Source organism: Streptomyces sp. NPDC021080 (assembly GCF_044333225.1).
Classification (GTDB): domain Bacteria; phylum Actinomycetota; class Actinomycetes; order Streptomycetales; family Streptomycetaceae; genus Streptomyces.
In genome coordinates this window covers 260,001-283,783 of record NZ_JBIRQM010000004.1, presented here as the reverse complement: position 1 = coordinate 283,783, position 23,783 = coordinate 260,001, and the positions used below count along the sequence as shown (strand labels likewise).

Genomic DNA, 23,783 nt, shown 5'->3' with positions numbered 1-23,783 from the left:
GGGTGTCGCGTTCGGCCGAAGCGGTGGCCCCGGGTTGGCCGCACCCGGGGCGACCGTGCGCGAAATAGTCGATATGTTTCTTTTGCGCGTGATGTTCCATTCACGGCGAGTCGACCCCGCGGAGCTCCCATGACCACGTTCCCGACCGACCTGGCCCCCCTGACCGGCCGTTACACCATCGACCCCGCGCACAGCAGGATCGGCTTCGTGGCCCGGCACGCCATGGTCACCAAGGTCCGCGGTGCGTTCAACGAGTTCGAGGGCAGTGCCTACTTCGACGGCGCCGACCCGGCCGGGTCGACGGGCAAGGTGACCATCAAGGCGACCAGTGTGGACACCCGTAACGCCGACCGGGACCAGCACCTGCGCAGCAACGACTTCCTCAACATGGACGAGTATCCGGAGATCACCTTCGTCTCCACCTCCGTGCACCGCACTGACGACACCAGCTTCGACGTCACCGGCGACCTCACCGTCAAGGGCGTCACCAAGCCGGTGACCATCCCCTTCACCTACGAAGGCACGGCCACCGACCCGTTCGGGAATCTGCGGGTCGGCCTGGAGGGCGAAGTCACCATCAACCGCAAGGACTACGGCGTCGTCTGGAACGCCGCGCTGGAGACCGGCGGCGTCCTGGTCAGCGAGAAGATCAAGCTCGAGTTCGAGATCTCCGCCATCAAGGACGCCTGACGCCCCGTGCCTGCCCGGGGCAGGCGCTGTCCGGGTGATGGTGTTGATCTTCCCGGCGTGTGAGTGGTGTGCATTTGTTCGGGATGTGCAAGAAATGCGCGGACGGTGACCGGCGGCCGTTCGTGCGTGTCGACGCCCGGGTGCCGGCCGGGCGCGACGGAAGGCGGGTGCCGAAGTGGTGGAGGCTTCGCCGGGTACCGAGGAGGCGGAGGACTCGGCCGTCCTCGGGGGCTATCGGCCGGAGCTGAAGAGGACGCTCGGCTCCTTTCAGGTGTTCGCGATCTCGTTCGCGTTCATCTCGGTCGCGGTCGGCATCTTCTCGACCTACGACGACGTCCTGCAGAACGCGGGTCCGGTAGGCATCTGGCTGTGGGTCGTCGCGGCCGTCGGGCAGGTGCTGGTGGCGCTGGTCGTGGCGCAGCTCGCGGGGCGCATCGCGCTCAGCGGCTCGTCGTACCAGTGGGCCTCGCGGCTGGCCAACCCGAAGATCGGCTGGGGGTTCGGCTGGCTGACCTTCTGCTACCTGGCCATCGGGGTGGCGGCGATCGCCAACGCGCTCGCGAGCCAGGCGTTCATGCCGCTCTTCGGCATGGATCCGGACGAGGGGACCGCTCGTCTGCTCACCCTCGCGATCCTGCTGCTCCAGACCGTTGTCGTCGTCGCCTCGACGCGGCTCGTCAGCCTGATCAACTCGACCGCGGTGGGGCTCGAGCTGGCGCTGGTCGTGCTGGTGGCGCTCGCCCTCGCCGTCGTGGTCCTGGCCACCGGCCGCGGCGACCTCGGCAATCTCACCTCGCGCGGCGTCACCGAGCACACGGCGCACTACTTCGACGTCGGCGGCGGACTCATGGTCGCGATGATCATGGGCCTCGCCACGCTCGTCGGCTTCGACTCCGCGGCGAACCTGGCCGAGGAGGCCAAGGATCCCTTCCGCAGCGTCCCGCGCGCGATCGTGGGGTCCGTCGTGGCCGCCGGTGTGCTCGGGATGGTGTTCCTGATCTGCCTCACGGTCGCGATCGAGGACGTCCCGGGGGTCACCGCGAGCGAGTCGCCGGTCGCGGCGATCATGCGGGAGCAGCTGGGATCGGAGATGGAGAAGGTGCTTCTGGCGGCGATCGCGATCGCGTTCTTCGGCGCCGGAACCGTGGTGATGGCCTCGTGCTCGCGGATCGTCTTCGCGATGGCGCGCGACGGGCGCTTCCCCGCCCACCGGTTGATGCGCCGGGTCAACCCGCGCACGCACACGCCGATCCCCGCGACGATCCTGATCTTCTTCGTGGGCGTCGTCCTGATGGTCGCGCTGCCGGGCGACGCGCTGCTCCAGCTGATCACGGCGAGCACGATCATTCCCGCGCTCGTCTACGGTGCCACGATCGTCCTGTACCTCGCGGTGCGCCGTCGGCTGGACCGCAACAAGGGGGCCTTCGACCTCGGACGGTTCGAGCTGCCGGTCGCGGTCTGCGCACTGGTGTGGACGGTGGCGTCGCTGTTCGTGCTGGTCTCGCCGTCGGAGGCGCTGGTTCCCTCGCTGATCGTCGTGGGCCTGGTCGTCGCGGGCGGTCTGTTCTTCGCCGGACTGATGCTGTTCAACCGTCAGGCCCTGGAGACCGAGCCCGGTACGCACCTGCCCTCGGGCACGGACAGGGGGTAGTCCGCCGGTTCCCGGCCCGGGTTCCGAGCCCCCTTCCCTGACGGGAGGGGGCTTCTTCGGCGCGGGGGAGGGGGCCGGGCCGGTGGCGGAGCCCGGATCGTGCGGGGGGATGATCTGCTCATGCGTTTACGGCGAGAGGTTCGCTGGGCCCTGTGGGGGCTGTGGGGTGCGTGTCTGGCGTTCGTCGGCTGGTTCCTCTGGGAGGTGATCACGCTGTTCCTGGAGGCCGAGTCCTGGTGACCCGGCCGGGGGGGGGGCGCGGCCGGCGTCCGGCCCGACCTGCGTTCCTCCCGGGGGCCCGCTACGAAGATTTTGCGATTGCGCGGGGATCGCATGAACCGGCTTCCGTCTGGCCGAAGTCCTCTTTGTCCGCCCGAACGGGCGACCGGTAACTGCATGTTCACCGACCTTCTCTTCCTCGGCTGTCTACGCGCGTGGTGTCATGCCCACGCCCACAATCCCCGAGTGGGCGTCACCTCGGTCAGGAGTCGGACATGTTGTGGAAGGTTCTGGGCCGCGCCGGTGTCACGTTGGCGGTCGGCGCCGCCGCGCTCGCCACCGCCGTCCCCGCGAACGCCGCGAGCTACACGGCGTTCGCCTTCTCGCAGAGCAGCAGTCAGCCCGCCATATACGACTTCATCAACTCGGCCACCACCTCGCTCGACATGACCATGTACGAGCTGGAGGACACCACGGCCGTGGGCGACCTCATAGCCCTGGAGAACAAGGGCGTCGCGGTCCGGGTGATCCTGGACGGCGCGCACAAGTCCGCCAACCAGTCGGCGTACAACTCGCTGACGAGCGCGGGCGCGGGAGTGGTCTGGTCGTCGTCCGCCTTCGTGTACACCCACCAGAAGACCATCACGGTGGACGGCGCCAAGTCGCTGGTCCTCACCGGCAATCTCACCTCGCAGTACTACCCGACCGGCCGTGACTACGGCGTGTTCGACGACGACAGCCGCGATGTCGCCTCGATCGAGAAGGTCTTCAACGCGGACTACGCCGGCACCGCGATCACTCCGACCGACGGCGACCATCTGCTGTGGTCGCCCACCGACTCCCGCAGCCGTCTGGTGTCCGTGATCAACAGTGCCACCAAGACGCTCGACGTCGAGGAGCTGGAGTTCAGCGACAGCACGGTGGTCAACGCCATCGTGGCCAGGGCGAAGGCGGGCGTGACGGTACGGGTGGTCCTGGAGAGCCCTTCCAGCTACTCCAGCCAGGTGTCCGCGATCAAGGCGGCCGGCGGCACCGTCGTCGGATACTCCGATCCCGACGGCTTCTACGTCCACGCCAAGGCGATGGTCGCCGACTACGGCCTGTCCACCCAGGAGGTGGAGGCGGGCTCCATGAACATCAGCAGCAACTCGCTGAGCAACAACCGAGAACTGGGTCTCGTCCTCACGGGCACCGGCGTGGCCCAGTCCGTCGCCACGACCGTCGAGACCACCTTCGGCAGCGACTACGCGGGCGGCACCAAGGCGTAGGACCCGGGGCCGGTACCGAACCCCGTCGGCGAGGCGCCGGTCGCGGTCCCGTCGATATTCGAGTGCCCGGACCGTGGTCCGGCGCTAGCGTTGACGTCGTTCAGGTGCGCAGGCTGCGGTTACTTCTCCTGCAAAGAGAGCGACGCGGGTTCGAATCCCGCCGCCGGCCCCGGCCGGTGTCGTCCAGCGGCCAAGGACGCTACGTCGCCGCCGCCGACTCCGATCTCTGAACACCTCGACCGAGCCGTCCACCCCGGGACATCCGCGTGGGCGGCTTCGTCGTCCCAGGCGGGACGCTCGCGGGTTTCCCGGGGGAGGGGCCGCCGGGCGGGGCCTGCCCGGGGCTCCCGGCGTCGGTACGGTCGGCTCTCCCGGCTCTCCCGGCTCTCCCGGCTCTCCCGGCTCTTCGTCGCGGGAAGCCGCGAGGGGTGTCCGAGCGGGGTGTCCGAGAGGGTGTCGGCCCTCGGTCCCTCGAACACCCCTGTGCGTCGGTCATACGCCGCCGTTGACGGCGTCGGGTGTCGGCTGTCGGGAGACGAGGATCCAGGGCTTGGGGCGGCCCGTGCGGTCGGCGCAGTTCAGGGTCGCGGGGTGGGTGGTGGTGAACGCGACACACGCGGCCTCCCACACCTGACCGGTGGTGGTGATGACGTCGAACTTGATGCGCTTCACCGTGGTGGACCGGTTGTGCGCGTTGACGGCGACGTCGCAGGGCAGGCCGGCCGCGCCGCCGGCGGGGTAGTCGGGACGGGCGCTGAGGTCGGTCCACAGGACGGTCTGCTTCTCGCCGGTCCGCTGGTCGCGGATGCCCGCGTACGTCCTTCCGCCGGTCAGCGCGAGCCGGATCTCGAAGTCCTCGGACTCCTGGGCGGCGTCGATCGCGACGCAGGGGCCCGTCGGGCCCGTCGCGCCGGTTTCGCCCCGGGGGCCGGTGGCTCCGGTCGGGCCGGCCGGCCCCACCGGGCCCTGGGGTCCGGCGGGCCCGGTCTCGCCCTGCGGACCCCGCGGGCCCCGGGGGCCTCTGCACCCCCTCGCGCCGTCGGAGGGCTCGCTCACCGGGGCCCGGTCCTCCAGGCGGCGCGGTCTGCATCTGTCGGGGCCGTCCGGGGCCGCCCGGGTGCGATCGGACGGGCTCAGATCCGCCGGTGTCGCGGGGCCGACCACTCCTGACGCCATCACCAGCGCCAGCGAGGCGACCACGCCCGCCCTCTTGAACCGGCCACGGGCCGGAGGGCCCGGCGGGCGGGCGGTCCGGGACTCAGGATTCATGCGGGGGCGCTCCTTGGATCGGTCGATGGGAATTCCCTGAAGCCGATCGCGAGCTTGACCCCTTGACACCCGTCAAACAGGCGCATTCCGCGAGAACACGCTCTACATATCATCAGATCAGTCCAATAAGGCTTGGGGTGCCGCGGGACTGTCTGATGGTTCCTGGTCAAATATCGACAGATGGTTCGAAGTTGGACTTGCCGTGCCCGCCCGGGGTGCTCGTGGGGCGGCTCCGGTGAGTGGGGGAGGGGGCCCGCGGGCGCGGTCGGAGTCCCGTCGGACGATCGTCACGGCGCGGAGTCCGAAGTCGTTCGGCTCCTGCGCGGAAGCGATGCCGGAACAGGGAACCGCCGTGCCGGCGGCACCGGTTGCTCCGGGATCGCCCCGGTGGATGCCGCCCGGCGACCGGGTGCCGCCGGGCGGCATCCATCGGGGCGGTCGGTGCGTCTACGAGGGTATGGATCTGGAAAAACCGTCCGCCGTGCCGTCCGCCCGGTCCGCCGTACCGTCCGCCGCCCGGCCCGCCCCGCAGGCCGAGGGCTGCCTCGCTGTCGCGATCCGCGTTCCGGTGCGGATCGTGGTGCTCGTCCTCGTCGTGCCGGTACGGATGGTGTGGGACGCGCTCGTCGTCGGCGGAAGGTTTCTTCGGGACACGCTGCTCCGGCCCGTCGGGAGGGCTCTCGGGCTGGCCCTCGGATGGGTGGCCCGGGCGCTGTTCGTATGGCCCTGGGTGGCACTGTGGCGGTACGTCCTCCTGCCGGTCGGCGCCGTGCTGGCCCGGCTCGGGCAGGTGCTGCTCGTCGTCCCCGCGGTGTGGCTGTACCGCACGGTCCTGACCCCCCTCGGCCACGCCCTCGCCTGGACGGCCCGGAGGACCGGTGCCCTGCTCGCCCTGATGTTCAAGGGGGCCCTGGCCGCGCTCATGTGGTTCGTCCGCGGCGTCCTCACCGCACTCGACCTGATCCTCGGCGGTGTCGAGGCCGTGTGCGGCTGGGTGTACGCGCGGCTGTTCACGCCCGTCGGGCACGCCGTCGCCCGGCTGCTCAAGAGCGTCGGCACGGTCCTCGCCGCCGTCGCGTCGGCGGTGTACACGGCTGCCGCCTGGCTGGCGCGGTATCTGCTCGTGGTCCCCGCCGTGTGGGTGTACGCCCGGGTGCTCACCCCCGTCGGCCGGGCGATCGCCCTCCTCGCCGGGTGGTTCGTGCGGGCCATACGGATGATCTTCGTGGGCATCGGTGCCGTGCTCTACGCGTCCGTCCGGTTCCTGCTGGTGCTCCCCGCTCTCGCGGTGTGGCGCTGGGTCCTCGTGCCCGTCGGGCGGGCCCTCGCCGTCGTGGCCAGGGAGATCGGCGAGGCCCTCGGGCACGCGTGGCGGGTCGCCGGCTACGTCTCGCTCGCCGTCGGACGCTTCCTCGCGCGCCTTTTCCGGTGGACTTTCGTGGAACCGGCGCGCTGGGCCTACCGGACCGTGCTGACGCCGGTCGGGCACGTCGTGCGCGATCTGGTGCTGAGGCCCGCGGCCGAGGCGGCGCGTGCGGTCCGGCGGACCGCACGCCAGGCACTGGAGGCCGCCCGTGACAGCGCCCGGCAGGCCCGCGCCGACTTCCGGCGGATGCTCTTCGGAACCCCGGCGGAACCGCAGTCGGTCGCCCGGCGGGAACCAGCGGCCGGTGAGACACGTACTCTAGGTAGCAGTACGACCGCACTCATGAAGGACTGAGCGACACTGGGCAAGCGACAGCCCGAAGGCCCGCCGCCCGCACCCGCGGTGCAGCGCATCCGACTGCGCTACACCAAGCGCGGCCGCCTCCGGTTCACCAGCCACCGTGACTTCCAGCGCGCCTTCGAGCGTGCCCTGCGCCGTGCCGCCGTACCCATGGCGTACTCGGCAGGGTTCACGCCGCATCCGAAGGTGTCGTACGCCAATGCCGCACCCACCGGCACGGGCAGCGAGGCGGAGTATCTGGAGATCGCGCTCACCGACCGGCGCGACCCCGAGAAGTTGCGCGAGCTCCTCGACGAGTCGATGCCCCAGGGCCTCGACATCACCGAGGCGGTCGAGGCCCGCGTCTCGGGTCTCGCCGACCGGCTCACCGCATCCGTGTGGGAGATGCGCCTCGACGGCGTGGACCCGGCGGACGCGGAGCGCGCGGTGGAGGCGTTCAAGGCGGCCGAGACCGTGGAGGTCAGCCGCAGGACCAAGAACGGCATGCGGACGTTCGACGCCCGCAGCGCCGTGGCAAGTCTCGAGACGACCCCTGAGACGCACAGTCCACAGGCTGATAGGCCGACCGACCAGCCCTGTGCGATACTGCGGCTGGTTGTTCGGCACGTGACGCCTGCCGTTCGACCCGACGACGTCCTGTCCGGTCTTCGCGCCGTGGCCGACCTGGCGCCGCCGGTCGCCGCAGCGGTGACCAGGCTGGCGCAGGGGCTGTTCGATGAAGAGACCGGCACGGTGACCGACCCGCTCGCGCCCGACCGCGAGGCAGTCGCAGGCGCCCCAGCCGATCGCACAGGGGCCGCCGAGACCGCCGCCGCGAAGGCGTCGGCGTAAGGAAGGTCCCGCGTAAGGACAGATGTCGTAGCGCAGCCCTCGTATCCGGGAGCCACCTGGGTCGGGCGGCGCACCGACCTTAAAGACTTTCGCCAGGCCGTACGCACACATGGCGTACGGAACCGGCGAGACAGGACACAGAGAGCTCCCGTGCGGCGCCCGCGCCCCGGACGGCGGCACCGCGCATCGCGCGAGCCGCGGACGTCACCGGCACAGCCGGACCAGGCGCGGCGCCCGGGAGCCTGACGGGAGATCCACCCGCATGCTCGAGCCGACCGAACCCACCGAGGGTTCCGAGACCAACAACACTCCCAGCGACACCCTGCCGCCGCGGCGCCGCCGCCGTGCGGCGTCGCGCCCCGCCGGTCCGCCGGTCGCCGCCTCCGAGGCCGCGGCCGAGACCACCACGCCGGCCATACCGGCCGTCGCGTCCGCCGACCTCGTGGCGGAGGAAGCCCCCGCAGGGGCCGTGACCTCCGCGGACACCGAGGCCGAGGAGACGGACGAGACCGAAGAGGCCGCCGAGACGGCCGCGGCAGCCGAGACCGAAGAGACTCCGGCCGAGGCCGAGACCGCCGTCACCACCACCGATGACGCCGCACCGCGCCGTACGCGTCGCCGTGCCACCCGTCGTGCCACCGCTCCCACCGGAGCGCCCGCCGCGGCCGAGACCGCCACGGGCGACGAGACCGTGGCTCCCGCCGCTGCCGCCGAGCCCGAGGCCCGGCCCGTCGAGGAGGCCCCGGCCGTGGCCGAGGAGGCCGCGCCCGCCGGCCGTACGCGTCGTCGCGCCACCCGTCGTGCCTCCGCTCCCGCCGGAGCCCCCGCCGCCGCCGAGGCCGTGACGGCCGCCGCCGAGCCGGTGACCGTCCCCGCCGAGGAGACCGCGCCCGAGGCGCCCGTCGCCGAGCCCGTCGCCGAGGAGGCCGCCGCCCCGCGCCGTACGACCCGCCGTCGTGCCACCCGCCGGGTCTCCGCACCCGCCGGTGCGCCCGAGGGCGATACCGCCGACGAGCGCGTGGAGACGCCCGTGAGCAGCGAGAACAAGGCCGAGGAGCCCGCGCAGCCGGAGGCCGTGGAAGCCGCGCCGACCGAGGCCGCGCCGACCGAGGCCACGCAGGGCGAGGCCGCACAGACCGAGGACGGCGGTCCGCGCCGTTCCCGCCGCCGTGCCACCCGCAAGGCCGCCGTCGGTTTCTCGGCGCCCGCGCAGAAGGACACCGAGGAGTCCTCGCGGCGCCCCGCCCGTCCGGCCGTCGCCGTGTTCCAGGCTCCGGTCTTCACCGAGCCGATGTTCCAGACGCCCGAGCGGGCCGCCGCCGCGGCCGCCGCCGCGGCGGCCGAGGCCGCCGAGGTCTCCGAGGTCTCCGAGCCGGTCGAGGCCGTCCAGGAGCCGGCCGCCCCGCGCAGGCGCCGCCGTCGCCGGGGCTTCGAGGACGAGCCGCAGGCCGTGGCCGAGGAGCCGCAGGAGTCCGTCGAGGACACCGAGCCCGCCGAGGACCTGGAATCCGCCGAGGACGCGGAGGACGCCGTCGAGGGTGACGAGGGCGAGGAGGAGTCCGCGGGCTCCCGTCGCCGTCGCCGTCGCGGTGGCCGCCGTCGCCGCCGTGGCGAGTCCGCCGACGCGGACGGCGAGTCCGCCGACGACGAGTACGCCGCCGAGCAGGCCGCCCAGGACGCCGAGGACACCGCCGAGCAGGCCGAGGAGGACGCCGAGGAGGCGGAGGAGCACGAGGAGGCGGGCGGCTCCAGCAGCAGCCGTCGCCGTCGTCGCCGCCGTCGTCGCGCCGGTGACTCCGGCGGCGAGGCCGAGCAGCCCGGCGAGAACGACCCCGAGCGCACCGTCGTCAAGGTCCGCGAGCCGCGCGGCCGGCGCGAGGAGCAGCCCTCGGACGAGGTGCAGTCCATCAAGGGCTCGACCCGTCTGGAGGCCAAGAAGCAGCGCCGCCGTGAGGGCCGCGAGCAGGGCCGCCGCCGGGTTCCGATCATCACCGAGGCCGAGTTCCTGGCCCGCCGTGAGGCCGTCGAGCGCGTGATGGTCGTCCGCCAGAGCGGCGAGCGCACCCAGATCGGCGTCCTCGAGGACAACGTGCTCGTCGAGCACTACGTCAACAAGGAGCAGGCGACCTCGTACGTCGGCAACGTGTACCTGGGCAAGGTCCAGAACGTGCTGCCGTCGATGGAGGCTGCCTTCATCGACATCGGCAAGGGCCGCAACGCGGTGCTCTACGCCGGTGAGGTCAACTTCGAGGCGCTCGGCATGGCCAACGGGCCGCGCCGCATCGAGTCCGCCCTCAAGTCCGGCCAGTCGGTCCTGGTGCAGGTCACCAAGGACCCGATCGGCCACAAGGGCGCGCGTCTGACCAGCCAGGTCTCCCTCCCGGGCCGCTACCTCGTGTACGTGCCCGAGGGCTCGATGACCGGCATCAGCCGCAAGCTGCCCGACACCGAGCGCGCGCGTCTGAAGACCATCCTCAAGAAGATCGTCCCCGAGGACGCGGGCGTCATCGTGCGCACCGCCGCCGAGGGCGCGAGCGAGGACGAGCTGAGCCGTGACGTCGAACGTCTGCAGGCGCAGTGGGAGGACATCCAGAAGAAGGCGAAGAGCGGCAACGCCCCGACCCTGCTCTACGGCGAGCCGGACATGACCGTCCGCGTCGTCCGCGACATCTTCAACGAGGACTTCTCCAAGGTCATCGTCAGCGGCGACGAGGCGTGGGAGACCATCCACGGCTACGTCTCGCACGTGGCGCCCGACCTGACCGACCGGCTGTCGAAGTGGACCTCCGAGGTCGACGTCTTCGCCACGTACCGGATCGACGAGCAGCTGATGAAGGCGCTGGACCGCAAGGTCTGGCTGCCCAGCGGCGGTTCGCTGGTGATCGACAAGACCGAGGCCATGATCGTGGTCGACGTCAACACCGGAAAGTTCACCGGTCAGGGCGGCAACCTCGAGGAGACCGTCACCAGGAACAACCTGGAGGCGGCCGAGGAGATCGTGCGCCAGCTGCGGCTGCGCGACCTCGGCGGCATCGTCGTCATCGACTTCATCGACATGGTCCTGGAGTCCAACCGCGACCTGGTGCTGCGGCGTCTGCTGGAGTGCCTGGGCCGTGACCGTACGAAGCACCAGGTGGCCGAGGTGACCTCGCTGGGCCTCGTGCAGATGACCCGCAAGCGGGTCGGCCAGGGCCTGCTGGAGTCCTTCTCCGAGACCTGCGTCCACTGCAACGGCCGCGGTGTCATCGTGCACATGGAGCAGCCGACGTCCATCGGTGGCGGCGGCAAGCGCAAGAAGCGCGGCCGCGGCGGCGCCGAGCAGGTCCACGACCACGACCACGAGCTCACGCTCGAGCCGGCCGAGGAGGCCGAGAGCGAGACCGAGGCGGAGGTGGCCGCCGAGGTCGCCGCGCCCGTCGCGCTCGTCGAGACCGAGTTCCAGCCGGACGAGGAGCTGTACGGCAGCGCCGCCGAGGCGGAGGCCGCGGCCACCCGTGGCCGTTCGCGCCGCCGCGCCACCCGGCGCGCGTCCGCTCCGGCGGGTGCGCCGAGGGGCGAGGAGCGTGCTCCCCGGACCCGGCGCGAGGAGCGCGCCGAGCGGGCCGCCACCCGGTCCCGTGAGGCCGCCGAGGCCGAGCCGTTCGCGGCCGAGGACCCGGTCGTCGAGGCACCGATTGTCGAGGCGCCGGTCGTCGAGGCCCCGGCCGAGACCGTCGTGGAGGCCCCTGCCGCCGTGGCGGAGACCGAGGCCGCTCCCCAGGGCCGTACGCGCCGTCGTGCGACCCGCAAGGTGTCGGCGCCCGCCGGTTCGCCCAGGTCGGCCGAGGAGGCCGTCGTGACGGTCACGGAGCCGGTCGCGGCGCCCGTGGCCGAGGCTCCCGCGCAGAGTGCCGACGAGACGGAGGCGACGCCCGAGCCGGTGGCCGAGGCCCCCGCCGAGAGCGCCGCGCCGGCCCGTCCGCGCCGCCGTGCCGTGCGCAAGGCCACCGCGCCCACCGCGTCCGCGGAGGCGGCCGTCGTGGTCGTCCCGTCGGCCGCCGCGGAGCCGGTCGCCGAGCCCGCGCCGGCCGAGCCGGAGGCAGCCGAGGCCGACGCCGAGACCCCGGCCGCCAAGAAGACCGCCCGCAAGACCGCCAAGAAGGTGACGGCGAAGAAGGCCGCCACCAAGAAGGCCGTGGCGGCCAAGAAGACGGTCGCCAAGAAGACCACGGCCAAGAAGACGACCGCGAAGAAGGCGGCCGTCAAGTCCACGGCGAAGAAGACCGCGGCGGCGGAGCAGACGCTCTCCACCGTCACGGCGTCCACCGACGAGAGCTGAGGCTCCCGCACGGTGTTCCCGGCCCGCGCGTCAAGCGGGCCGGGAACACCGCGTGACCGGTGGCACACCCACGGGACCCGGCCTGGTTTGACCCTTTCGGTCGTGGCCCCGTAACCTTGACCGTCGGCGTGTCCCCTGACGCGCCGCACCCCGTAAACCTCTTCCTCTCGGACACCCCGGTGGCCGGGAGAGGCCTTCCGTGTTCGTTCCCGGTCGGCTGGACTGCGGGGTTCCGTTCCGAGCGAAAGAGAGATCCGCGTGTACGCCATCGTGCGCAGCGGTGGTCGCCAGCACAAGGTTGCTGTCGGCGACATCGTTGAGGTTGACAAGATTCCCACCGCCAAGGTTGGCGACACGGTCGAGCTCTCGACCCTGCTCGTTGTCGACGGCGAAGCCGTGACGAGCGACCCCTGGGTCCTTGCCGGCATCAAGGTCCAGGCCGAGATCGTGGACCACCACAAGGGCGTCAAGATCGACATCCTTCGCTACAAGAACAAGACCGGCTACCGCCGTCGTCAGGGCCACCGCCAGCAGTACACGGCGATCAAGGTCACTGAGATCCCCGCGGCTGCGAAGTAAGGGTAGGGACTGAGACATGGCACACAAGAAGGGCGCATCGTCCACTCGGAACGGTCGCGACTCCAACGCTCAGCGGCTCGGTGTGAAGCGCTTCGGCGGTCAGACCGTCAACGCCGGTGAGATCCTGGTCCGCCAGCGTGGCACCCACTTCCACCCCGGCGTCAGCGTCGGCCGTGGCAAGGACGACACGCTGTTCGCGCTGGCCGCCGGTGCGGTCGAGTTCGGCACGCACCGTGGCCGCAAGGTCGTGAACATCGTTCCGGTCGCCTGATCCAGTCCCGTCGAGGCTGATCCGGTTCCACGCGGACCGGATCGAAGGCCTCGGGGCCCAGGCTCCGTAGAACAGAAGTTCTTCGCGAGGCGGACCTCACTTCCCCCACGGGAAGAGGGTCCGCCTTTCGCGTGTTACGCAAGAGACATTCCGTACGTACTGAGGCATCCGAAGTGCGTACGTACTGAAGTAGCCGAAGTAACCGATGTAACCGAAGTGCTGGAGGCACCCCACATGACCACCTTCGTGGACCGCGTCGAGCTGCATGTCGCCGCGGGTAGCGGAGGTCACGGCTGTGCCTCCGTACACCGGGAGAAGTTCAAGCCGCTCGGCGGCCCGGACGGCGGCAACGGCGGCCGTGGCGGTGACGTGATCCTGGTCGTCGACCAGTCCGTCACCACGCTGCTCGACTACCACCACTCGCCGCACCGCAAGGCCACCAGCGGCAAGCCCGGCGAGGGCGGCAACCGCTCCGGCAAGGACGGCCAGGACCTGGTCCTGCCCGTGCCGGACGGCACGGTCGTCCTCGACAAGGCGGGCAACGTCCTCGCCGACCTCGTCGGACAGGGCACCACGTACGTCGCCGCCGAGGGCGGCCGCGGAGGCCTCGGCAACGCGGCGCTGGCCTCGGCCCGCCGCAAGGCGCCCGGCTTCGCGCTGCTCGGCGTGCCCGGAGGCATGCAGGACATCGTCCTGGAGCTGAAGACCGTCGCCGACGTGGCCCTCGTCGGCTACCCGAGCGCCGGCAAGTCCTCGCTCATCTCGGTCCTGTCCGCCGCCAAGCCGAAGATCGCGGACTACCCCTTCACGACGCTCGTCCCGAACCTGGGCGTGGTGACCGCGGGCGAGACCGTCTACACGATCGCGGACGTGCCCGGCCTCATCCCCGGCGCCAGCCAGGGCAAGGGCCTCGGCCTGGAGTTCCTGCGCCACGTGGAGCGGTGCAGCGTGCTCGTCCACATCCTGGACACGGCCACCCTCGAATCCGAGCGCGACCCGATCTCCGACCTCGACATCATCGAGGAGGAGCTGAAGCAGTACGGCGGCCTGGACAAGCGTCCGCGCATGGTCGTCCTCAACAAGATCGACGTGCCGGACGGCAAGGACCTCGCGGAGATGGTCCGCCCCGACCTGGAAAGCCGCGGCTACCGCGTCTTCGAGGTGTCCGCGGTCGCCCACATGGGCCTCAAGGAGCTGTCCTTCGCGCTCGCCGAGATGGTCGCTGCCGCGCGTGCCGCGAAGCCCAAGGAGGAGGCGACCCGGATCGTCATCCGTCCGAAGGCGGTCGACGACGCCGGCTTCACCGTGACGCAGGAGGAGGACGGCCTCTTCCGCGTGCGCGGCGAGAAGCCCGAACGCTGGGTGCGCCAGACCGACTTCAACAACGACGAGGCCGTCGGCTACCTCGCCGACCGGCTCGCGCGCCTCGGTGTCGAGGAGAAGCTGATGAAGGCGGGCGCCCGCTCCGGCGACGGCGTCGCCATCGGCCCCGAGGACAACGCGGTCGTCTTCGACTGGGAGCCCACCGTCATGGCCGGTGCGGAGATGCTGGGCCGCCGCGGTGAGGACCACCGCTTCGAGGCTCCGCGCCCCGCCGCCCAGCGCCGCCGCGACCAGCAGGCCGAGCGGGACGAGTCGCAGAAGGAGTACGACGACTTCGAGCCGTTCTAGGCCTCGTCCGGCGGGCCGCGTGCCCGCCGCCGGGCCGTTCCGGGTGAACGCGAGGGAAAGCGCGGGCGGGCACAGGACAACCAAACAGCCGGGCCGCGAGTCGTAGCGGGCGCGGAGAGGATCTTCCTCTCCGCGCCCGTCGTGCGTTCCGGACACCCCGATCGGATGTGCCCCGGCTCGGACGAGTGAGGACGTGCCGGGTGGTCGACCTCGTGACCACCCGGTCGGCCGCGCCCGTCGGCAGGCTCGCCATGCCCCCTTCCCTCCGTCGGAGCGGCTGTTCCAGGAACCGTCGCTCCCCTCAGGTCAGGATCCCCATGTCCCACCGCCGTTCCCGTTTCGCCCGCCGCAGGCCCTTCCTCATGGGCGCCGGTGTCGCGCTGGCCGCGGGCGCGCTGGCCGTGCCCGCCGTCAACGCCGTGCCGGTGCCGACGACCGCCTCCACCACGCCGAGCGCCAAGCGGCTGCACGACGACTTCAACGGGGACGGCTATCCCGACCTGGCGATCGGGGCGCCGGACACCACGGAGAGCGGTCTGAAGAACGCCGGGGCCGTCAGTGTGCTGTACGGCGGCTCCGGCGGACTGTCCACCGCACGCAAGCAGGTGCTGACCTGGCCCGGACACGGCAGCGGCGACACTCCCGCGTACGGCTACGGCTGCGGGTTGCAGAGCGCCGACCTCGACGGCGACGGATACGCGGATCTGCTCTCGTTCGTGGCGGTGTCGATGATGGACGTGGACAGCGGTTACTCCGTGGTCGTCAACTGGGGCGGCCCCAAAGGACTGTCGGCGGCTCCCACTCAGCTCACGTGGAGCCCGCACTACGAGTGGCGGGGGGAGTTCACCGTCGGCGACGTCGACGGCGACAAGCACCCCGACCTGGTGACGGCGGGTGCCGACCGGTGGCTCTCCGAGGACCCGGACGCCCCGGCCGAGGAGGAAGGGACGGTGCGGCACGGCCCGTTCACCCGTGGCGCCGGCAATGCGGGCAAGGACTACTTCACCGTCGATCCGCAGAAGTACCTGGTCAAACCGGTGATGGCGGCCGGTGACGTGACCGGGGACGGCGTGGCCGACCTCGCGGTGACCACCGGGGACCTGGGATCGCGCACCACGACGCTGCTCGTCGGCGGCAAGGACGGCTTCACCGACAAGGTTCTGCTGCACGACGCCCAGGGCCGCGCCGTCGGAGGCGAGGACATCGCGATCGGCGACCTGGACAAGGACGGGTACGGCGACATCGTCGTCGGTCGCTCGGCCCCGGGCGGTGCGGGCGACGCCGGAGCGCCGACCAAGGGCGGTGGCCTGAGCGTCGTCTACGGCGGCCCCGCGGGCGTCTCGGCCACCCGCAAGCCGGTGTGGATCAGCCAGGACACCCCGGGTGTGCCCGGCACCGACGAGAAGGGCGACGGCATGGGTGCCGGCCTGTCCGTCGGCGACATCGACGGCGACGGCTACCTCGACGTGGCGACCGGACTGCCCGGCGAGGACGTCGGCACCGTCACCGACGCCGGCAGCGTGCTCGTCCTCAGGGGCAGCGCCGCGGGGCTGACCGGCACCGGAGCCAAGGCGTTCACCCAGAGCACCTCCGGCGTGCCCGGCACGGCCGAGAAGCTGGACCGCTTCGGCGCCGTGACGGCCCTGGTCGACGGCAACGGCGACAAGAAGGACGGCCTGGTCGTCGGCGACCCGGGCGAGAACGCGGGCACCGGAGCGGTGTGGGTCTTCTCCGCCGGCTCCGGCGGCATCACGGCGAGCGGTTCGGTCTCCTTCGGCGGGGCCACGCTGGGCCTCCCCGGACCGGCCGGCTCCGGCTTCGGCTACTCCCTCGGCGACTGACCCCGGCCCGTTTCGGACCCCCACAGGATTCCGGGGGCAGTTCGAGACGAGCACCCGCACAGCAGCCCGGCGCACGGCCCTGGCCGTCGTCCTGGCGGTCACCGGCGCCATGGCCCTGCCCGCCGCCTCCGGGGTGACCCCGTTCGGCTCGTACGGCTTCGGCTCGGGTGTGCCGGGCACGGTGGCGACGGGCGCCCGGCTGGGGCAGGCCTTCGCGTACTGAGCCGAGGCGGGCCTCGCCCGCCGAGGGGGCGTGAGGACGCCGCGGCAGACGACAGGGCGTCCGGTCCGCCGCGTCGGGCGACGGGGCGTCAGGCCCGCCGCGACAGACGACGGTTCCGTCGGCGGTCTCCGGGCGGAGGCTTCCGGGGACCGCCGGCGCACCGTCGAAATCCCCTGTCGCGGCGGGTCGTTCGTTGCTCGTGTGTTCGTCATGAATACGATGCGCTGAGTTCAAGAGGTGGGCCGCTGTGCCGTGTGGGCTTCCCGGTGTCCAAGAGGCAACCGACGCAAGGGAGTTCGCCGATGTCCGGAGCAGTCTCACGCGATCGCCGCCACTTTCTCACCGCCTCGGCCGCCGTGCTCGGCGCCGCCGCCGCCGCCCAGCTCTGGCTGCCCGGCACCGCACGCGCGGCCGAAACCCCCCTGCCCGACGGTGTGTTCAGTCTCGGTGTGGCCTCCGGTGACCCGCTGCCCGACGCGGTCGTGCTGTGGACCAGGCTCGCCCCCGACCCGCTGAACGGCGGCGGCATGCCCGACCGCACCGTGCCGGTCGACTGGGAGATCGCCGAGGACGCCCGCTTCGGCAAGCCGGTGCGCCGCGGCACCGCCCAGGCGCGCCCGGAGTACGGCCACAGCGTCCACGTCGACGCCCGCGGGCTGCGCCCGGACCGCGCGTACTGGTACCGCTTCCGCACCGGCGGCCAGATCTCCCCGACCGGCCGCACCCGTACCGCGCCGCACCCCTCCCGCGCCGGCGGCTCGCTGCGCGTCGCGCTCGCCTCCTGCCAGAACTGGCAGAACGGCTATTTCACCCCGTACGCCGACATGCTCGACCAGGACCCCGACGTCGTCCTGTTCGTCGGCGACTACATCTACGAGTCCTCGCCGTCGGCGACGGCCGTGCGCCGGCACGAGGGCACCGGTGAGCCGTACACCCTCGTCCAGTACCGCAACCGCTACGCCCAGTACCGCAGCGACCCGCACCTCGCGGCGATGCACGCGAACGCCCCCTGGGTGGTCACCTTCGACGACCACGAGGTCGACAACGACTTCGCCGGACAGATCCCGCAGGACCCCGACAAGCAGACGCACGACGCGTTCGTGGCCCGGCTGACCGCCGCCTACCAGGCGTACTACGAGCACATGCCGGTCCGGGCCGCCGCGGTCCCCGACGGACCGCACATCCGGATGTACCGGCGGCTCGACTTCGGACGCCTCGCCCGGCTGAACGTCCTCGACACCCGGCAGTTCCGCAGCGACCAGGCGACGGGCCAGGAAGGCGCGCAGGACCCCGCGCTCACCATGCTCGGCGCGGAGCAGAAGGAGTGGCTGCTGCGCGGGCTGCGCCACTCGCCCACCCGCTGGAACCTGATCGCCTCGCAGATCATGATGGCCGAGACCGACCTCAGGGTCGGCGAGGGCAAGCTCTGGTACTACGACGCCTGGGACGGCTACCAGGCCGAACGCAACGCCCTCATGGAGGAGTTCGCGGACGTCCGCAACCCCGTCGTCCTCAGCGGCGACCGGCACCTCACGATGATCAGCGACCTCAAGGCGGACTTCGCCGACCCGGACTCCGACGTCGTGGGCGCCGAGTTCGTCGGGACGTCGATCTCCAGCGGCGGCGACCAGGACCAGAGCGCCTTCCACAAGGAGTGGGACGCGCGGATGCCGGACAACCCGCACTGGAAGTTCATCGACGCCCACCGCGGCTACCACCTCTTCGACATCCGGCGGGACGGCATCGACGCCCAGGTGCGCGTCGCGGAGACGGTGCTGAAGCCCGACGCCGCCTCCACCGCCCTGGCCCGGCTGCGGGTCGAGGCGGGGGAGCCGGGCGTACGGCTCGTGTGACGGACCGGGCACACGGGCCCGTACGAGGGAGAGCCGCCCTGGGACCCACCGCAGTCCCAGGGCATTCCCAGGGCATTCTCAGCCTGCGTTCAGCATCCGTCCTTACCGTCCTCTCACCATGGAGACCGACTGTTCGACACCTGAGACGACAGCTCCCGCGAGGCCCGGGCCACTGCCCGCCGGGACCCGGCTGCTGCACATCGGCCCGCACAAGACCGGGACCACCTCGATCCAGGGCGCGCTGTTCGCCGCGAAGGACGCGATGGCCGCCCACGGCGTCGACTTCCCCGCGCACAGCAGACATCCGATGGAGGCCGCCCTCGCGGTCTGCGGCCGGCCCGGCATGATGGGCGACGTCCGGCCGGCCGAGCGGCACTGGCAGCGGCTCGTCGACGCGGTGCACGCCACCGGCGGGCGGACCTCGCTGGTCAGCAGCGAGTTCTTCGCGGACGCCCCCGACGACGCGACCGCCGCCCGGATCGCCGGCGACCTGGGCCGCGACCGGGTGCACGTCCTGGTCACCCTGCGCCCGCTGGCGAAGATCATGCCCTCGCAGTGGCAGCAGTACGTCCAGAACGGCCTGCGCATGGGATACGAGGACTGGCTCGACCACATGCTGCGCAGGGCCCCGTACGAGAAGCCCAACCCCAGCTTCTGGCGGCGGCACCGCCACGACCGGCTCGTCGAGCGCTGGACGCGGGTCGTCGGCGCGGAGAACACCACGGTCGTGGTGGTCGACGACGGCGACCGCGGTGGTCTGATGCGCACCTTCGAGTCGCTGCTCGCCCTGCCCGGCGGTCTCCTGGAGGAGGTCCCGGACACGGCCGATCGCTCCCTGACCCCGGCCGAGACCGAAATGCTGCTGGTCCTCAACAGGGAATTCCGCGGCAACGGACTGCCGGACGAGATCTATTCGAAGCTCGTGCGGGGCGGCGCGGTCCCGCGGATGAAGAACGTCTGCCGTCCGCCGGCGGACGGGGGCCGGATCCGTACCCCGGAGTGGGCCCTGGAGGCGGCCGCCTCCCTCGGCGCGGAGATGGCCGGGCGGATCGGCGCCCTGGGGGTAAGGGTCCTCGGCGACCCGGCGCTGCTGTCCGCCCCGCCGTCGCCGTCACCGCGGTCGGCGCCGCCGTCGCCGCGCGCCGCCACCGTGCCGGCCGCGCCGGGCATCGACCCCGGGACCGCGGCCCAGGCGCTGTACGGAGCGCTCGCCGCCGTGGCCGCCGAGCCCGCGCGCACCGACGGGATCCGGTCGGTTCATCAGACGCCGTCGGGGGAACTCGTGCGTGTGCTCGGTCACCGGGTGCTGAGGCGTCTGAGAAGAACGTGAGGAACGCGCACGGGACGTGTGGAGTTACTCACATCAAATCCGGACAATTCGGTCCGGCGTCCCCGAAGTCGCCTGTGTGCAAGGTGAATGCCCGGTTGCGCGCACAAATGCAGCGGACGGCGCTCACCTTGCACGGCGGTAACCGTAGGTGGGACCATTCCCGGGTTCCCTGTCGCCCCAAGGTAGGTCACCTGTGTCTGAGCACATTGCCAAGCCCCGTACCACCGCAGTGATCCTGGCCGGCGGGACCGGTCAGCGCGTGGGTCTGTCGATTCCGAAGCAACTGCTGAAGATCGCCGGCAAGGCGGTCATCGAGCACACGCTGACCACCTTCGAGCAGGCCGATTCGATCGACGACATCATCGTGCTCATGGCCCCGGGCTATGTGCCGGACGTCGAGAAGATCGTCGCGAAGGCGGGCTTCACGAAGGTGACCCGTGTCATCGAGGGCGGCTCGACCCGGAACGAGACGACCGAGCGCGCCATCGCCGCCCTCGGCGAGGGTCTGGCCGAGGGCGAGGACGCCAACGTCCTCTTCCACGACGCCGTGCGCCCGCTGCTGTCCGAGCGCGTCATAGACGACTGCGTCACGGCCCTGGAGCGCTACCAGGCCGTCGACGTCGCCATCCCGTCCGCGGACACGATCATCGTGACCCGCACCCACGGCGAGGACGGCGAGTTCATCACCGAGATCCCGGACCGCTCCCGGCTGCGCCGCGGCCAGACGCCCCAGGCGTTCAAGCTGTCCACCATCCGCCGCGCCTACCAGGTCGCGGCCGGTGACCCCAACTTCCAGGCCACGGACGACTGCTCGGTCGTGCTCAGGTACCTGCCGGACGTGCCGATCCACGTCGTGGCGGGCGACGAGTACAACATGAAGGTCACCCAGCCCGTCGACGTCTTCATCGCCGACAAGCTCTTCCAGCTCGCCTCCACCGCCGCGCCCGAGCAGGCCGACGAGGCCGCCTACCGCGAGCTGCTCACCGGCAAGACCGTCGTCGTCTTCGGCGGCTCGTACGGCATCGGCAAGGACATAGCCGAGCTGGCCGAGGGCTACGGCGCGACGACGTACGCGCTCGGCCGCTCCACCACCGGCACGCACGTCGAGAACCCCGAGGAGGTCGACGACGCGCTCTCCACGGCGTACGCGGAGACCGGGCGCATCGACTACGTCATCAACACCGCGGGCGTGCTGCGCATCGGCAAGCTGGCCGAGACGGACAACGCGACCATCGAGGAAGCGCTGAAGGTCAACTACCTGGCGCCGGTGCAGATCGCCCGCTCCTCCTACAAGTACCTGGCCGAGAGCAAGGGCCAGCTGCTGCTCTACACCTCCAGCAGCTACACCCGCGGCCGCGCCGAGTACAGCCTCTACTCCTCCACCAAGGCCGCCATGGTGAACCTCACCCAGGCGCTGTCCGACGAGTGGGCCGGCGACGGCATCCGCGTCAACTGCATCAACCCCGAGCGCACCGCCACCCCGATGCGCACCAAGGCGTTCGGCCAGGAGCCCGCGGGCTCGCTGCTCTCCTCCGAGGCCGTCGCGCACACCTCGCTGGACGTCCTGCTCTCCGAGCTCACGGGTCACGTGATCGACGTCCGTCAGCAGGACCCGACGGCGGGCGCGGGCCGGGCCTCCGGTTTCGAGGCGGCTCTGGCCAGCGTCCTGGACCGCCAGGACGGCGTGGCATAATCAAAAACGAATAGTCTTTCGGAATTCAGGCCTTTGTGTTCACGCGTTCGCCGCGTCATCACAAGGGCCTGAGTCCGTAAAGTTCACTTTTCGCTTCTGGTTCCCTTTTCGGTATCAAAAGAACTTTTTGGTATCAAACCGGCACTCACCCCTCAAGAGCAGGTTTCTCCGTGATTTCCACCGCTATTCGCGTTGCCCGGGTGGGCAGCGCGGCCGAGCTGGCGGCGGCGGCCCTCATGATGCTGGGCTTCCCCGCTCTGATGCTCGCCGCGCTCCTGCCGAGCGTCGGCGCCTTCGCGGCCGCGGCCGCCGTGACGTATCTGGCGGACCACTATCTGCACCGGCGCGGCAGCTATCTGGTCAACCGCCTCAGCAAGGTGCGGGCCGGTCTGTCCATCAGGTTCCTGATCCGGCAGCTGCTGCTCGTCCTGCTCCTGGCGCGACTGGACCTGTCGAACAGCATGGTCTTCTACGCGGCCATCGCGTGCTTCCTGGCCTTCTACGGCTTCCAGGCACCGCACGGCGCGCTGATCACGCTGATACGCCTGCGCCGCAAGATGCCCGTCGCCACCCGCAACGTCGACCTGGGCTCGCGCCTGCGCATCCCGGACGCGCCGCCGCGCCGGCTGCTGCACCGGTCCGCGGAGAAGATGCTCCACCTCGACCTGGTGGCCGTCGTCGGCCTCCTGGTCGCCGGGGCGACCGGCGACAGCGTCTACGGCTTCGCGGGCGTCGCCGTGTCGCTGCTGCTGGCCTTCGGCTACGTCGCGGCCCTCGTCCCGTTCGTGCGCGGCCGGAAGACCCCGCCGAACGCGGAGAAGGTCCTCGCGGCCGTCGACGGCTGGCTGGGCGACTACCGCCCGGAGACGGTGCTCTACTTCTCGGGTTCCAAGGACTCCGCCTACCAGGTCAACATGTGGCTGGAGACGATGGAGCAGCTGGACACCCGGCCGCTGATCATCCTCCGCGAGCGGGCGATCCTGGAGCGCATGGCGCCCACCACGGTGCCGGTCATCTGCGTGCCCGGAGGGGTGCACCTGATGAACATGGACCTGTCGACGGTGCGGGTCGCGCTCTACGCGGCGAACGTCGGCAAGAACATCCACATGCTGCGCGTGCCCACCATCCAGCACGTCTTCATCGGCCACGGCGACAGCGACAAGCTCGCCAGCGTCAACCCGTTCAGCAAGGCGTACGACGAGGTGTGGACCGCGGGCCGCGCGGGCCGCGACCGTTACGCCATCGCCGACGTCGGTGTCCGCGACGACGACATCGTCGAGGTCGGCCGTCCGCAGCTGGCTCCGATCCAGACCTGGCAGGGCGTGCCCGAGGGCCGCATGCCCACCGTGCTCTACGCCCCCACCTGGGAGGGCTGGGACGGCAACCCCGGCAACACCTCGATCGTGCTCGCCGGTGAGAACATCGTGAAGAAGCTGGTCGCGGCCGACCCGCCGGTCCGTGTCCTGTACAAGCCGCACCCCTTCACGGGCACCGTCAGCGCCGAGGCCGGGGCCGCGCACAAGCGCATCACCGCCCTGGTCGAGAAGGCCGCCGCCGAGCGCGCCGCCGACTCCCGCTTCGCCGTCGACGCGGCCGCCCAGGCGCAGGCCAAGGGCGAGCTGGCCCGCATCGAGGCCCGTGTCGCCGAGCTGTCGGGCACCGGCGGCGAGAAGGGCGACGAGGCCGAGGCCACCCGTGACGGCATGGTCGACGCGGCCCGGCACGCCGAGATCGCCCGGCTGCGCGCCGAGTGGAACGACGTCTACTGGCGCTCCTTCGGCACCGCCGAGCACCGCGTCATCACGGGCGCCGAACCGCGCCTGTACGACTGCTTCAACGTCTCCGACGCGATGGTCTCGGACATCTCCAGTGTCGTCTCCGACTTCATCGCGAGCGGCAAGCCGTACGCCGTCACGGACTCCGCGGAGCTCGGCGTCGAGGAGTTCAAGCGCCAGAACACCGCGGTGCGTGCCGCGGTGATCCTGTCCAACTCGGCCGCCGAACTGGGCGAGTTGCTCACGGCCGTGGCCGACCCGTCCGCGGACGCGCTGGCCGCCGGGCGCCAGGAGCTCAAGCGCTATCTGCTCGGCCCGGACGAGCCGGCCTCCATCGACCAGTTCAACTCCGCGGTGCGGGAGCTGGCGCGCGAGGCCGAGCGGCGCAACCGCGGCCAGGAGAGCATCGCTTCGGCCGAGGCCGTGAACGTGGATCTCGCGAGCGCGGTCCCCGCCCAGCGGGTGACCGGAGAGACGGACGAAGCCGCGGTCACCGGCTGATCCGCTCCATAGGCACACACGGGCATGGCCCCGGGGAATTCTCCCCGGGGCCATGCCCGTTTCTTACGCCTTCC

At 71.4% G+C, this 23,783-nt stretch carries 15 protein-coding genes and 1 tRNA gene; 15 read left to right on the top strand and 1 reads right to left on the bottom strand.

What is annotated here, in order from left to right; all coding sequences use genetic code 11:
* Positions 1–129: 129 nt before the first annotated feature.
* The 4 genes from ACH4S8_RS11980 (at position 130) to ACH4S8_RS11965 (ending at position 3,997) form a co-directional block, all read left to right on the top strand.
* Positions 130–690, top strand: coding sequence for a YceI family protein (locus ACH4S8_RS11980; protein WP_398392637.1), 561 nt, complete (start codon positions 130–132; stop codon positions 688–690).
* Between the two features lie 175 nt (positions 691–865).
* Entirely contained in the window at positions 866–2,341 is a 1,476-nt protein-coding gene (locus ACH4S8_RS11975) for an APC family permease (protein ID WP_398392635.1), read from the top strand.
* Positions 2,342–2,835: 494 nt separating this feature from the next.
* Positions 2,836–3,828: a phospholipase D-like domain-containing protein gene (locus tag ACH4S8_RS11970; RefSeq protein ID WP_398392633.1), complete on the top strand. Its 993-nt coding sequence runs from the start codon at positions 2,836–2,838 to the stop codon at positions 3,826–3,828.
* An 83-nt stretch (positions 3,829–3,911) separates the two neighbouring features.
* A tRNA-Cys gene (locus tag ACH4S8_RS11965) sits at positions 3,912–3,997 on the top strand.
* Between the two features lie 323 nt (positions 3,998–4,320).
* Here the strand turns inward: ACH4S8_RS11965 and ACH4S8_RS11960 are convergent.
* The gene (locus ACH4S8_RS11960; protein WP_398392631.1) at positions 4,321–5,097 is read right to left on the bottom strand and encodes a hypothetical protein; all 777 of its coding nucleotides are present in this window, start codon (positions 5,095–5,097) and stop codon (positions 4,321–4,323) included.
* Between the two features lie 457 nt (positions 5,098–5,554).
* Here ACH4S8_RS11960 and ACH4S8_RS11955 point away from each other — a divergent pair, with 457 nt between their 5' ends.
* The 11 genes from ACH4S8_RS11955 (at position 5,555) to ACH4S8_RS11905 (ending at position 23,709) form a co-directional block, all read left to right on the top strand.
* Positions 5,555–6,817, top strand: a complete 1,263-nt coding sequence (locus tag ACH4S8_RS11955; protein ID WP_398392629.1) for a hypothetical protein — start codon at positions 5,555–5,557, stop codon at positions 6,815–6,817.
* A 48-nt stretch (positions 6,818–6,865) separates the two neighbouring features.
* Complete coding sequence (locus ACH4S8_RS11950; protein ID WP_398392627.1) at positions 6,866–7,654, top strand: TIGR03936 family radical SAM-associated protein; 789 nt, start codon at positions 6,866–6,868, stop codon at positions 7,652–7,654.
* 262 nt (positions 7,655–7,916) lie between these two features.
* The gene (locus ACH4S8_RS11945; RefSeq protein ID WP_398392625.1) at positions 7,917–11,972 is read left to right on the top strand and encodes an Rne/Rng family ribonuclease; all 4,056 of its coding nucleotides are present in this window, start codon (positions 7,917–7,919) and stop codon (positions 11,970–11,972) included.
* A gap of 258 nt (positions 11,973–12,230) precedes the next feature.
* Positions 12,231–12,551 carry a 50S ribosomal protein L21 gene (gene rplU, locus ACH4S8_RS11940; RefSeq protein ID WP_164320786.1) on the top strand — a complete coding sequence of 107 codons (321 nt, stop codon included), beginning with the start codon at positions 12,231–12,233 and terminating at the stop codon, positions 12,549–12,551.
* A gap of 16 nt (positions 12,552–12,567) precedes the next feature.
* Complete coding sequence (rpmA, locus tag ACH4S8_RS11935; RefSeq protein ID WP_037618784.1) at positions 12,568–12,822, top strand: 50S ribosomal protein L27; 255 nt, start codon at positions 12,568–12,570, stop codon at positions 12,820–12,822.
* 234 nt (positions 12,823–13,056) lie between these two features.
* Positions 13,057–14,493, top strand: a complete 1,437-nt coding sequence (obgE, locus tag ACH4S8_RS11930; RefSeq protein ID WP_398392622.1) for a GTPase ObgE — start codon at positions 13,057–13,059, stop codon at positions 14,491–14,493.
* Between the two features lie 317 nt (positions 14,494–14,810).
* The gene (locus ACH4S8_RS11925; protein WP_398392620.1) at positions 14,811–16,334 is read left to right on the top strand and encodes an FG-GAP-like repeat-containing protein; all 1,524 of its coding nucleotides are present in this window, start codon (positions 14,811–14,813) and stop codon (positions 16,332–16,334) included.
* A gap of 525 nt (positions 16,335–16,859) precedes the next feature.
* Positions 16,860–18,410: an alkaline phosphatase D family protein gene (locus ACH4S8_RS11920; RefSeq protein ID WP_398392618.1), complete on the top strand. Its 1,551-nt coding sequence runs from the start codon at positions 16,860–16,862 to the stop codon at positions 18,408–18,410.
* Between the two features lie 118 nt (positions 18,411–18,528).
* A complete protein-coding gene (locus ACH4S8_RS11915) occupies positions 18,529–19,740 on the top strand; it encodes a hypothetical protein (protein WP_398392616.1) in 1,212 nt (403 codons plus the stop codon).
* Positions 19,741–19,933: 193 nt separating this feature from the next.
* Positions 19,934–21,433: a D-ribitol-5-phosphate cytidylyltransferase gene (locus ACH4S8_RS11910; RefSeq protein ID WP_398392614.1), complete on the top strand. Its 1,500-nt coding sequence runs from the start codon at positions 19,934–19,936 to the stop codon at positions 21,431–21,433.
* 170 nt (positions 21,434–21,603) lie between these two features.
* A complete protein-coding gene (locus ACH4S8_RS11905; protein ID WP_398392612.1) occupies positions 21,604–23,709 on the top strand; it encodes a hypothetical protein in 2,106 nt (701 codons plus the stop codon).
* Positions 23,710–23,783 lie beyond the last annotated feature (74 nt).